The organism is Thalassobaculum fulvum (genome assembly GCF_014652915.1).
In the GTDB taxonomy this organism is placed as follows: Bacteria; Pseudomonadota; Alphaproteobacteria; order Thalassobaculales; family Thalassobaculaceae; genus Thalassobaculum_A; species Thalassobaculum_A fulvum.
In genome coordinates, this window is the sequence record NZ_BMZS01000003.1 from 165134 (window position 1) to 177853 (window position 12720).

The window sequence follows — 12720 nt, forward strand, 5'->3', positions numbered from 1 at the left end:
ACGGTCGGTCGGCGAGGGCCCGCCACCCCTCGGTCGGGAGCGGCGGGCCCGATGCCGTCCGGCTAGAACAGCAGGCGTACCCCGGCGACTACGCGGGCCGCGTCGGTATCCTCGCCTTCGCTGCGGGCGATGCCGGCGGATTCGCCGAGCTTCTTCTCCCAGTGCACGCCGACATACGGCGCCACCGTGCGGTCGACGACCTCGTAGCGCAGCCTGAGGCCGAGCTCGACGTCGGTGACGCCCTGGCCCTGGCCGATCTCGCGGTCGTCGGAGGCGGCCAGGTTGATCTCGCCGAGCGGCTGCAGGATCAGCCGGTTGGTGATCAGGATGTCGTACTCGGCGACGAACCGGGCGGAGAGATCGCCCTTCTCGCTGAGGAACAGGTCGCCGTCGACCTCGAACCACTGCGGGGCCAGCCCCTCGAATCCGAGCACGCCGTAGACCCGGTCCGGTCCGGCCGGGGTGTCGACCCGGATGCCGGCTTTGGCGTCGAAGAAATCCGACACCATCCGCCGGACCACCAGCTGGTTCTCGAGATTCTCGAAGCGGTCGGGGCGCAGGGCGTACTCGCCCTCCGACTCCAGGGCCAGCTTCCAGACGTCGCCGCCGGCCCAGGCCTCCAGGTCCCAGGCCGCCAGGTTGGTGTCCTCGCCGGCCCGGTATTCGAGCTGGTCGAACCGGACCGATGTGAACATGGCATTGTCCATGACGTCGGCCCGCGCAGGCAGGCCCAGCATGGGCAGATTGAGCGCGACGGTGACCGCCGCAACCGCGACGGCCAGTCCGAATGAGCGTTGCATGGCGTCCTCCGCTCAGTTCGGCAGCGCGGCGGATTGCGGCCCGCCTTCCACGATGACCTTGCGGAACATGCCGGTCGCCATGTGGTACATGAGGTGGCAGTGGAACGCCCACTGGCCGGGCGCATCGACCTCGGTCTCGGTGTAGACGGTCATTCCCGGCGCAACGCTGACGACGTGCTTGACCGGGTCCCACTTGCCCTTGCCGGTGTCGAGGATCGACCACATCCCATGCAGGTGCATCGGGTGGGTCATCATGGTCTCGTTGACGAACTTGAAGCGCACCCGCTCGCCGTATCTCAGCCGGATCGGCTCGGCGTCGGAGTACTTCACGCCGTTGATCGACCAGATGTAGCGCTCCATGTTGCCGGTCAGCCGCAGCTCGATCTCGCGGGTCGCCTCGCGGTCGGGATAGAGCGGCTTCTGGGCCCGCAGGTCGGCGTAGGACAGGAACTTTCCGCCGTCCGCCGGCTTCGGCGTCAGGCCGCTCCCCGGCGCGTAGAACGGGTCCGGCTTGTCGCCCATGGCCATCTTCGAATGATCCATGCCGGCCATCTTGGAGTGATCCATCCCCGCCATGTTCGAATGGTCCATGCCGGCCATCGATCCGTGGCCCATGCTGGCGTGGTCCATGCCTTCATGGGCCATGCCCATGTCGGCCATGGTGAGACGGTCGGGCGCGCGCAGGGTGGGTACCTCCGCTTGCATGCCGTCCTGTGGGGCTAGCGTGGCGCGGGCGTAGCCGGCCCGCGACATGGTCTCGGCGAAGATCGTGTAGGCGCGGTCCTCGGTCGGCCGGACGATCACGTCGTAGGTCTCGGCGACCGCGATCCGGAACTCGTCGACCTTCACAGGCTGCACGTTGTTGCCGTCGGCCTGCACCACCAGCAGGTCGAGGCCCGGGATCCGGACGTCGAAGTAGGTCATGGCCGAGGCGTTGATGAAGCGCAGCCGCACCCGCTCACCCGGCGTGAACAGCCCGGTCCAGTTCTGCTCGGGGTTCTTGCCGTTGACCAGGAGGGTGTAGCCCTGCACGTCGGCGACGTCGGTCGCCATCATCCGCATCTCGCCCCAGTCCAGCCGGTCCTGGACCGTCGCCGACAGGCCCTTCTCCTCGACGTCGCGCAGGAAGTCGCCGACCGTGCGCTGCTGGCGGTTGTAGTAGTCGGACATCTTCTTGAGGTTGGACAGGATCCGGTGGCCGCTGTGGTCGTGCGAGTCGGACAGCACCACCACGTGTTCGCGGTCGAACTTGAACGGCTCGCGGTCTTTCGGCTCGATGACGATCGAGCCGTAGGCGCCGTCCTGCTCCTGCATGCCGGAGTGGCTGTGGAACCAGTAGGTGCCGCTCTGCACGATCGGGAACCGGTAGGTGAAGGTCTCGCCCGGGGCGATGCCCGGGAAGCTGATGCCCGGCACGCCGTCCTGGTCGGGCGGCAGGATCAGGCCGTGCCAGTGGATCGAGGTCGACTCCGAGAGCCGGTTGGTGACGTTGATCGTCACCTCCTCGCCCTCCTTGAACCGCAGGGTCGGGCCCGGGGTCTGGCCGTTGTAGGCGATCGCCTGCTTCGGGGTGCCGGAATGATCGACCGTCACGGTGTCGATGACGAGGTCGTAAGTGCCGGCGACGGCCGGCCCGGTGGCGAGTGAAGCCAGCATGGCGACGAGCGTCGCCATGGCGGCCTTCCTGACGTTGGGGTTGCCCATCACTGCGTCCTCAGGAGGTCTTGTCGCCGTTCTTCGGACGGACCGAGAGCGTGCCGACCATGCCGGCGTCGTAGTGGCCGGGAACGTTGCAGGCGAACTCCAGCTCGGCGGCCGTGGTGAAGGTCCACACGATTTCGGCGCTCTCGCCGGGCTCCAGCAGCACGCTGTTCGGGTCGTCGTGCTCCATGGTCATGCCGCCGCCCATGTCCATCTTCATGCGCTCGCGGTTGATCCGGTCGGGTTCCAGGGCGCCGTGCTCGACCATCATCATCATTTCCTTCTGATGGGCGGCGTGCATGGCGGCGGTGCCGATGTTGAACTCGTGCACGAACGCGCCTTCGTTCCTGAGGACGAAGCGAACGGTCTCGCCGGCCTTCACGGCGATGTTCTCGGGTTCGAACAGGTTGTCGCGCATGACGACGGTCACGGTCCGGCCGGCGTCCGCCGCCTTGGCGGGCTTGCCGAAGTCGAGGCTGGCGTGGCCGTGTCCGCCGCTGTGCATGCCGCCGGCGAGGGCTGCGGAAGCGCCGGCAATGGTGCCGCCGGCGAGAACGAGGGAAAGCAGGGCACGAAGCTTCATGATGTCGACTCCACGGGTCGATGACTGTCTGAGACAACAGCGAGGCGAACGGCGCGCAGATTGGCTGCGCCCCGGTTCACGGCCTTGCCGGGATCCGGCCGGTCGGCCGGCGGTCGGGCGTCAGACGGGTCTTGGAGGGCGGTCTTCGCGCGGCAGGTCGGCACCGTGCGGCACGGGGACGACCGGCGACTGCGGGGCCGCAGCGACCTGGCGGGGAAGCGGAACGGCGGGCGTGCCGTTCTCGGCGCTGCCGACGCCACTGCAGCCGGCAGCATACCGGCAACCGTGGGTGCCCGGCATGTGCTCGTGCGGGTCGGCGGCGCGGAGGTGCTGGATCGACCCGCTATCCGGCACCTGCTCGACCGTCGCCGGCGCGCGGTGCGCGGCCCCGTGACCGGCAGCCGCAGCCGCGGCGCTCGGCAGGATGCCGATTCCGAACAGCAAGACCACCAGGGCGAGGAGGAGACGGACCACGGGAACGCTGGGTTGGTTCGACGACGTTGCCGGGCTAAGTAGTGGTTCCCCCCGGGGGAAGGTCAAGGGAGGGGCGGCGATTTCTCCGATCGCCCGCTCACGGTCTCGGTCGGTTCACGTCGCTCTGGCTGAACTTAGCCAGGCTGGCGTAGCCGCGCACGACGGCCTCCAGTTCCTCGCGGGTCGCAACGTCCTCCAGCTTCTCGAAGCCGTCGGGCGCGCGCTCCTCGACCAGGTCGATGACCTGCTCGGGGCCGCCCTTGCGGTTGGTGCGGACGATCTCGGCCGTCATCGGCAGGCGCTCGGCCTCGTAGGCCTTCAGCGCGCCGGTTACGTCGCCGTTGCAGCCGGCCAGCAGGTCGGCGAGGCAGCGCGCGTCCAGCACCGCCTGGGAGGCGCCGTTGGAGCCGACCGGGTACATCGGGTGGGCGGCGTCGCCCAGCAGGGTCACCCGCCCGAACGACCAGTGCTCGACCGGATCGCGGTCGCACATCGGGTACTCGTAGAAGTCGATCGTCGAGTTGATGATCGCGACCGGGTCGACCACGTCGAGGGTGAACACCCCGTCGACGTGCTCCATCAGCTCCTCGCGGTTGCCCAGCCGACTCCAGTCCTCGCGCCGGGGCGGCGGGGTCGAGCCGTCGCCGATCCGCGCCACGACCGCCCAGTTGATCAGGGTGGTGCCCGGCGCATGGGGATCGTTGAAGATCGGGTAGCACACGAACTTGGCGTTCATGCCGCCGGCGATGATCATCGAGCGGCCGGTCAGGAACGGCTTGCCCTCGACCGCGCCGCGCCACAGCATCAGGCCGTTCCAGCTCGGCGGCCCTTCGTCGGGATAGAACTTGCGGCGCACCGTCGAGTGGATGCCGTCGGCGCCGATCAGCACGTCGCCGGTCACCACGACGTCGTCGTGGCCCTCGCGCCGCTCGAACCGGGCGGTGACCTGGCTGCCGTCGTCGCTGAACTCGACGAGCTGGTGGCCGGGATGCACCTTGCCGCCGCCGATCCGCTCCAGCACCGCCTGGTGCAGCACGCCCTGCAGCTTGCCGCGGTGGATCGAGAACTGCGGGAACTCGTAGCCGGCGTCGGTGCCGCGCAGGTCGCGCCAGACCTCCTGGCCGAACCGGTTGGTGTAGATCAGCTCGTAGGTCCGGATGCCGACCGCGTCGAGCGCGTCGAGCAGGCCGAGGTCGGCCAGCTCCTTGATGGCGTGCGGCAGGGTGTTGATGCCGACGCCGAGCTCACGGATCGACCGCGACTGCTCGAACACCTCGACCTCGATGCCCTTGGCGTGGAGGCTCAGCGCCGTCGCCAGCCCCCCGATGCCGCCGCCGACCACGATCGCCTTCATCGTCCTTCTCCCCGCTTCAATGGGCCCGGACCGCTCCACGCCGGTTATTGTGCCGCCTCCGGCAGCGTCCGGTGATGGGATTTCGGCCGGGCCTTTCGTCGCAGCTCCAGCAGGTCCTCGCGCTCGCGCGCCGCGGTCCGGTACAGCTGGTCCATGCCGGCAAGGTACTGCGGCGGGCAGTGCACGTCACGGACGCCGTAGAACGCTGCGGCGCGCATCAGGAACGCCGGGTCGACCAGATGTGGCCGGGCCAGCGCCACCAGGTCGGCGCGGCCGGCGGCCAGGATGGTGTTGACCTGGTCGGCCGAGACGATGTTGCCGACGCACATGGTCGCCAGCCCTGCCTCGTTGCGGATCTGCTCGGAGAACGGGGTCTGGAACATCCGGCCGAACACCGGCTCGGCGTCGTGCACGGTCTGGCCGGTCGACACGTCGATCAGGTCGCAGCCGTGCTCGGCGAAGGCCCGGGCGATCGCCACCGCGTCGTCGCCGGTGATGCCGCCTTCCTTCCAGTCGGTCGCCGAGATCCGGACCGACATCGGCTTGTCGTCGGGCCAGGATGCCCGCACCCGGTCGAACACCTCGAGCGGGAACCGCAGTCGGTTCTCCAGGCTGCCGCCGTACTCGTCGGTGCGCCGGTTGGTCAGCGGCGAGACGAACGACGCCAGCAGGTAGCCGTGGGCGACGTGCACCTCCAGCATGTCGAACTCGGCCCGGTCGGCCCGCTCGGTCGCCTGCACGAAATCCGCGACCACCTTGTCCATGTCGGCGCGGGTCATCTCGCGCGGGACCTGGCTGTGCGGGTAGTAGGGCAGAGGCGAGGCGCTCATGATCGGCCAGTTGCCGGCCTCCAGCGGCTCGTCGATGCCCTCCCACATGAGTCTGGTGGACGCCTTGCGGCCGGCGTGGCCGAGCTGCAGGCAGATCCTGCCGGCCGAGTTGGCGTGCACGAAGTCGACGATGCGCTTCCACGCCGCCTCGTGCGCGTCGGTGTAGAGTCCGGCGCAGCCCGGCGAGATCCGGCCTTCCTCCGACACGTCGGTCATCTCGGTGTAGATCAGCCCGGCGCCGCCGAGGGCGCGGGCGCCCAGATGCACCATGTGCCAGTCGGTCGGGCAGCCGTCGACCGCCGAGTACTGGCACATCGGCGACAGCACCAGCCGGTTCGCCAGGGTCAGGCCGCGCAGCCGGAACGGCTGGAACATCGGCGGTACCGGCCGCCCGGTGTCGACGTCGAAGCCGAGCTCGCCCCGGACCTTGCCGGCGAACATGCGGTCGACCGAGTCGACGAAGGCCGGCGCCCGCAGGCGCAGGTTGTCGTAGGTGATCGACTTCGAGCGGGTCATCAGCCCGAACGCGAACTGCAGCGGGTCCATGGGCCAGAACCGGTCCAGGTGCTCGAACCAGACCAGCGAGACCTCGGCGGCGTGCTGGGTCTTCTCGACGTCCTCGCGGCGCTGCGACTCGAAGCGGGTCAGCGCCCCCGCTACATCCGGCTCGGCCTGGAACGCCTCGAACAGGGCGATCGAGTCCTCCATGGCCAGCTTGGTGCCGGAGCCGATCGAGAAATGCGCGGTGCCCTTGGCGTCGCCCAGGATCACCACGTTGTCCTTGACCCAGCGGGCGTTGCGGATGGTCGGGAAGTTGCGCCAGATCGAGCGGTTGGTGATCAGCTTGTGGCCGGCCAGCTCCTCGGCGAACACGCCCTCCAGGAACCGGGCCGACTGCTCCTCGTCCATCGACCCGAGGCCGGCACGCCGGAAAGTCTCCGGGTCGGTCTCCAGCACCCAGGTGCTGCGCCCCGGCTCGTACTGGTAGGTGTGGGCCACGAACAGGCCGTGCTCGGTCTCCCTGAAGAAGAACGAGAAGGCGTCGAGCGGCCGGTCCGAGCCCATCCAGGTGAAATGGTTCGGGCGCAGGTCGACCGACGGCCGGAAATGGTCCTCGAACTTCTTGCGGACCGCGCTGTTGATGCCGTCGGCGGCGACCACCAGGTCGCTGTCGGCGATCAGCGCGTCGATGTCGGTCACCTCGTGCTCGAACAGCAGGGTGACCCCGAGGGCCCGGCAGCGCTGGTGCAGCAGCTTCAGCAGGGTCGGGCGCGAGCAGCCGCAGAACCCGTTGCCGCCGATCCGGTGCACCGTGCCCTTGAAGTGGATCTCGATGTCGTCCCAGTAGGCGAAGTGCTCGGTGATCAGCCGGTAACTGTCGGGGTCGTATCGCTCGAAGGTCTCCAGGGTCTCGTCCGAGAACACCACGCCGAATCCGAAGGTGTCGTCCGGCCGGTTGCGCTCGTACACGGTGATCCGGGCGGCGGGGCGGGCGGCCTTCATCAGGATGGCGAAGTACAGGCCGGCGGGTCCGCCGCCGATGACCGAGATTCGCATGGCTTGCCTCGCAGCGCTGGCTTCCGGTGGCCTCGCCCGGTCGCGGGCTTGGCGTCAAAAAAACTTTAAGCTTAAAATATCACCGCGGCAACCGTTCCCCGGCTTGTCGTTGAGGGGTGAAAGTTTTAGGCTTCAAATAAAATTCAAGGAGGTCGAGGCCATGATCCTGGACGGGCGCCATGCGCTGGTGACCGGCGGCAGCCGCGGCATCGGGGCCGCGATTGCGGCGGCGCTGGCTGGTGCCGGGGCCCGGGTATCGGTGCTCGGCCGCGACCGGGCGGCGCTCGACGCCGTGGCTGCAAGGGCAGGTGGCATCGCCGTGACCGCCGACGTTACCGACGGCATGGCGCTCGAAGCGGCTATCGCCGAGGCCGAGGCCGGGGTCGGGCCGGTCGACATCCTGGTCAACAGTGCCGGCGCCGCCGAGACCGCCAAGTTCACCGCCTCCGACGACGACCTGTGGGAGCGGATGATCGCGCTGAACCTGATCGGCGTGGTCCTGGCCACCCGGAGGGTGTTGCCGGGCATGCTGGAGCGCGGCTGGGGCCGGGTGATCTCGGTCGCCAGCACCGCCGGCCTCAAGGGCTATGCCTATGCCTCGGCCTACAGCGCCGCCAAGCACGGGGTGATCGGCCTGACCCGGTCGCTGGCGCTGGAGACGGCGCGCAGCGGCGTCACCGTCAACGCGGTCTGCCCGGGCTATACCGATACCGACCTGGTTCGCGACAGCGTTGCCCGCCTGGCCCAGCGGACCGGCAAGCCGGCCGAAGCCCTGGTGGCCGAGATGGTCGCCGGAAACCCGCAGCGCCGCCTGATCGAGCCGGAGGAGGTGGCCCGCACGGTGGTGTGGCTTGCCGACCCGGCATCCGGGGCCATGACCGGCCAGGCGATCGCTGTCGCCGGCGGCGAGATCATGTGAGGTGACGATGAGTGTCGAGGCCGCAGAAACCCTTGATGCCGAGGTGCACCTGGATTCCGAGAGCCGCGCCCACGGCGACCATGCCGACCACAAGGCCGAGCTGCGGCTGTGGCTGCGGCTGCTGACCTGCACGACCATGATCGAGACCGAGATCCGCCGCCGGATGCGCGAGCGGTTCGACATCACCCTGCCGCGCTTCGACCTGATGGCCCAGCTCGAGCGGACGCCCGAGGGCATGACCCTCGGCGAGCTGTCGAAGCGGATGATGGTGTCGAACGGCAACGTCACCGGGCTGGTCGACCGGCTGGTGACCGAGGGGCTGCTGCAGCGCCGCCAGTCGGACACCGACCGGCGCGCCCACTACGTCAGCCTGACCGCGGCCGGCCGCCGGGCGTTCGCGGCGATGGCGGACGAGCACGAGGACTGGGTCGCCGACCTGTTCGCCGACCTGGCGCCGGGAGAGCTCGAGGCCCTGATGACGCTGCTCGGCAAGGCCAAGGCCTCGGTCCGGCGCAGTACCCAGAACGCGGTGGAGACATGACGCACGCCAACGCCACGATCCTGCCGGTCCGCGAGTTCGCCCCCCGGCACTTCAAGCTGGAGGTCGACGGCAAGGTCGCGACCGTCACCCTGGACCGGCCCGACCGCAAGAACCCGCTGACCTTCGAGTCGTATGCCGAACTGCGGGACTTCTTCCGGGCCCTCCAGCACGAGCCCGAGGTGAAGGCGGTGGTGATCACCGGCGCCGGTGGCAACTTCTGCTCCGGCGGCGACGTGTTCGAGATCATCGGCCCGCTGCTCGACCGCGACATGGTCGGGCTGATGGAGTTCACCCAGATGACCGGCGACCTGGTGAAGGCGATGCGGGCCTGCCCGCAGCCGGTCGTGGCGGCGGTCGACGGGGTGTGCGCCGGTGCCGGCGCGATCCTGGCGATGGCGTCCGACATGCGGCTCGGGACGGCCGGCGCCAAGGTGGCGTTCCTGTTCACCCGGGTCGGGCTGGCCGGCTGCGACATGGGGGCGTGCGCGATCCTGCCGCGCATCGTCGGCCAGGGCCGGGCCAGCGAGTTGCTGTTCACCGGCCGCTCGCTGGGCGGCGAAGAGGGCGAGCGCTGGGGGTTCTTCAACCGGCTGGTCGAACCGGCGGAACTGCTGGACGCGGCCCGGGAGCTGGCGCAGCGCATGGCCGACGGGCCGAGCTTCGCCAACGGCATCACCAAGAAGATGCTGCACATGGAGTGGTCGATGGGGGTCGACGAGGCGATCGACGCCGAGGCCCTGGCGCAGGGCATGCTGATGCAGACCCGCGACTTCGGCCGCGCCTTCCACGCCTTCGCCGCCAGGCAGAAGCCCGAGTTCGAGGGGAACTGAAGATGGCGGCGGTGGCAGTGTTCCGGGACGGGGGGGCGATCGCGGAAGGTCGCCCGTTGCTTCGTGGGTTCCGGCTCGTCCGCGCCGGGGTCGGCGCGTCCGGCCGGAATGACGTCAGGGGGAGGGAGCCGCGGCGCCCACCCCTCCCCGACGTCATTCCGGACCGGGTCGCCGAAGGCGGGACGGAGCCGGAACCCACCCGCTGCCGGCCGACGACCGAGGACTGACCATGGCCGACCGCAGCTTCCTCGCCTGGCCGTTCTTTGACCCGCATCACGCCGAGCTGGCGCATGCCCTCGACGCCTGGGCGGCCGACACCGTGGACGACCTGATCGACCACCACGACGTCGACGGCTCGTGCCGGCGGCTGGTGGAGGCGCTGGCCGGCGCCGGCTGGCTGGACCTGGTGATGCCGGCGAGCCACGGCGGCCGCCACGAGCGGATCGACGTGCGTTCGGTGTGCCTGGCGCGCGAGGTGCTGGGCTATCACGCCGGCCTCGCCGACTTCGCGTTCGCCATGCAGGGGCTCGGCACCGGGCCGATTTCGCTGTTCGGCAGCGCGATCCAGAAGGACCGCTGGCTGCCGCCGGTGCTCGCAGGCCGGTCGATCGCCGCCTTCGCCTTGTCCGAGCCGGATGCCGGGTCCGACGTCGCGGCGATGACCACCACTGCCACGCCGGACGGCAACGACCACGTCCGGCTCGACGGCGAGAAGACCTGGATCTCCAATGGCGGCATCGCCGGCCACTACGTGGTGTTCGCCCGCACCGGCGAGGCCCCGGGGGCGCGGGGGCTGTCGGCCTTCGTGGTCGATGCCGACACCCCGGGGCTGGAGATCGCCGAGCGGATCGAGGTGATCGCCCCGCATCCGCTCGCCCGCCTGCGCTTCGACGGCTGCCGGGTGCCGGTCGCAAACCGGATCGGCAAGCCGGGCGAGGGCTTCAAGGTAGCGATGGGCACGCTCGACGTGTTCCGGGCGACGGTCGGGGCGGCGGCGCTCGGTTTCGCGCGGCGCGGGCTCGACGAGGCGCTCGATCGCTCGGCCGGCCGCCGGATGTTCGGGGCGCCGCTGGCCGAGCTGCAGATGACGCAGGCGGCACTCGCCGACATGGCGACCGAGGTCGATGCCGCCGCCCTGCTGGTGTACCGCGCGGCCTGGGCCAAGGACGCGGGCGCCGCCCGGGTCACCCGCGAGGCGTCGATGGCCAAGCTGTTCGCAACCGAGGCGGCGCAGCGCGTGGTCGACCGCGCCGTCCAGATGCACGGCGGGCTCGGCGTGACTGCGGGCGTCAAGGTCGAGGAGCTGTACCGCGAGGTCCGCGCCCTGCGGATCTACGAGGGCGCCAGCGAGGTCCAGAAGATCGTGATCGCGCGCCAGATGCTGGACGCGCGGGCAGGGGGAACGGCCTGAGGATTCGATAGGGGCCGAAGACGCGGGGAAGCGTGGTTTGGGCTGTGTGACGGGAGACGACGGGATGGGAGACTACACCGCACATGTCGACACCTTCGCGCGCGACAACCTGCCGCCGCAGGACCAGTGGCCCGATTTCCTGTTCGACATCGACGACGTGCGCTATCCGGAACGCATCAACTGCGCGGTCGAGTTCCTGGACCGGCACGTGACCGAGGGGCGGGGCGACCGCACCCTGTTCGTCACGCCGGACGGCCCGATCAGCTATGCCGGGTTCCAGAAGACCGTGAACCGGATGGCCCGGGTGCTGGTCGAGGATCTCGGCATGGTTCCGGGCAACCGGGTGCTGATCCGCTCCGCCAACAACCCGACCATGACCGCGGCCCTGTTCGCCGTCATCAAGGCCGGCGGGATCGCGGTCTGCACCATGCCGCTCCTGCGCGCGGTCGAGCTCGCCAAGATCGTCGACAAGGCCGAGATCGCGCTGGCGCTGTGCGACGCCCGGCTGGCCGACGAGATGGAGAAGACCCTGGTCCGCGCCCCGCGGCTCAAGCGGGTCGCCTACTTCTCGACCGGCGGGGTCGACGGGCTTGAAGCCCGGATGGCGAGCAAGCCGGACAGCTTCGAGGCGGTCGACACGGCACGCGACGACGTCTGCCTGATCGGCTTCACCTCCGGCACGACCGGCGAGCCGAAGGGCACCATGCACTTCCACCGCGACATGCTGGCGATCTGCGACGCTTACTCGAAGCACGTGCTGCAGCCGAACCCGGACGACCGGTTTATCGGCTCGCCGCCGCTCGCCTTCACCTTCGGGCTCGGCGGGCTGGTGCTGTTCCCGATGCGGGTCGGCGCGTCGGCGGTGCTGCTGGAGAAGGCGGCGCCCGATCAGCTGCTGGACGCTATCGAGACCTGGCGACCGACGGTCTGCTTCACCTCGCCGACCGCCTACCGGGCGATCCTCGGCAAGCTGGACGGACGCGACATCTCGTGCCTGCGCAAGTGCGTGTCGGCCGGCGAGACCTTGCCGAAGCCGACCTGGGACGACTGGTTCGCCGCGACCGGCATCAGGATCCAGGACGGCATCGGCGCCACCGAGATGCTGCACATCTTCATCTCCGCGACTCTTGACGAGATCCGGCCGGGTGCGACCGGCAAGGTGGTGCCGGGCTACCAGGCCAGGGTGATCGGCCCGGACGGCGAGACCCTGCCGCCGGGCGAGGTCGGCCGGCTGGCGGTGCGCGGCCCGACCGGCTGCCGTTATCTCGCCGACGACCGGCAGCGCAATTACGTTCAAGACGGCTGGAACCTGACCGGCGATACCTACCGGATGGATGAGGACGGCTATTTCTGGTACCAGGCGCGCTCCGACGACATGATCGTGTCGTCGGGCTACAACATCGCCGGCCCGGAGGTCGAGGCGGCCCTGCTGTCGCACCCGGCGATCGCCGAGTGTGGCGTGGTCGCCCAGCCGGACCCGGACCGGGGGTCGATCGTCAAGGCGTTCGTGGTGCTGAAGCCCGGGCAGGTCGGCGACGCGGCGCTGACCAGGGCCCTGCAGGACCACGTGAAGGCGGAGATCGCCCCCTACAAGTACCCGCGAGCGATAGAATACGTCGACGCCCTGCCGCGGACCGACACCGGCAAACTGCGCCGCTTCGAACTGCGCATGATCGCCGAGCAGCAGGCACGCGGCGCCGCCTGAGAGCCTGAGAAGGAG

Annotated in this window: 10 protein-coding genes; 5 read left to right on the top strand and 5 right to left on the bottom strand. The window is 69.7% G+C overall.

The window, feature by feature from the left end; translation table 11 throughout:
- Positions 1-62: 62 nt before the first annotated feature.
- The 5 genes from IE246_RS07125 to IE246_RS07145 form a co-directional block, all read right to left on the bottom strand.
- The gene (locus IE246_RS07125; protein WP_229836591.1) at positions 63-800 is read right to left on the bottom strand and encodes a copper resistance protein B; all 738 of its coding nucleotides are present in this window, start codon (positions 798-800) and stop codon (positions 63-65) included.
- Between the two features lie 12 nt (positions 801-812).
- A complete protein-coding gene (locus IE246_RS07130) occupies positions 813-2474 on the bottom strand; it encodes a copper resistance system multicopper oxidase (protein WP_189988677.1) in 1662 nt (553 codons plus the stop codon).
- Between the two features lie 40 nt (positions 2475-2514).
- Positions 2515-3084: a cupredoxin domain-containing protein gene (locus IE246_RS07135; protein WP_189988276.1), complete on the bottom strand. Its 570-nt coding sequence runs from the start codon at positions 3082-3084 to the stop codon at positions 2515-2517.
- Between the two features lie 571 nt (positions 3085-3655).
- Positions 3656-4912 carry a flavin-dependent oxidoreductase gene (locus IE246_RS07140; protein WP_189988277.1) on the bottom strand — a complete coding sequence of 419 codons (1257 nt, stop codon included), beginning with the start codon at positions 4910-4912 and terminating at the stop codon, positions 3656-3658.
- Between the two features lie 44 nt (positions 4913-4956).
- Entirely contained in the window at positions 4957-7299 is a 2343-nt protein-coding gene (locus IE246_RS07145) for a bifunctional salicylyl-CoA 5-hydroxylase/oxidoreductase (protein WP_189988278.1), read from the bottom strand.
- A 160-nt stretch (positions 7300-7459) separates the two neighbouring features.
- On the opposite strand from IE246_RS07145, the gene IE246_RS07150 reads away from it, so the two are divergent.
- The 5 genes from IE246_RS07150 (at position 7460) to IE246_RS07170 (ending at position 12705) form a co-directional block, all read left to right on the top strand.
- The gene (locus IE246_RS07150; RefSeq protein WP_189988279.1) at positions 7460-8218 is read left to right on the top strand and encodes an SDR family NAD(P)-dependent oxidoreductase; all 759 of its coding nucleotides are present in this window, start codon (positions 7460-7462) and stop codon (positions 8216-8218) included.
- A gap of 7 nt (positions 8219-8225) precedes the next feature.
- Positions 8226-8759 (top strand): MarR family winged helix-turn-helix transcriptional regulator, encoded by a 534-nt coding sequence (locus IE246_RS07155; RefSeq protein ID WP_189988280.1) that lies wholly within the window; start codon positions 8226-8228, stop codon positions 8757-8759.
- The gene (locus tag IE246_RS07160; protein WP_189988281.1) at positions 8756-9589 is read left to right on the top strand and encodes an enoyl-CoA hydratase family protein; all 834 of its coding nucleotides are present in this window, start codon (positions 8756-8758) and stop codon (positions 9587-9589) included. Before IE246_RS07155 ends, IE246_RS07160 begins: the two co-directional genes overlap by 4 nt.
- Before the next feature lie 229 nt (positions 9590-9818).
- Positions 9819-11000, top strand: coding sequence for an acyl-CoA dehydrogenase family protein (locus tag IE246_RS07165; RefSeq protein ID WP_189988282.1), 1182 nt, complete (start codon positions 9819-9821; stop codon positions 10998-11000).
- A gap of 64 nt (positions 11001-11064) precedes the next feature.
- Positions 11065-12705: an AMP-binding protein gene (locus tag IE246_RS07170; protein ID WP_189988283.1), complete on the top strand. Its 1641-nt coding sequence runs from the start codon at positions 11065-11067 to the stop codon at positions 12703-12705.
- Positions 12706-12720 lie beyond the last annotated feature (15 nt).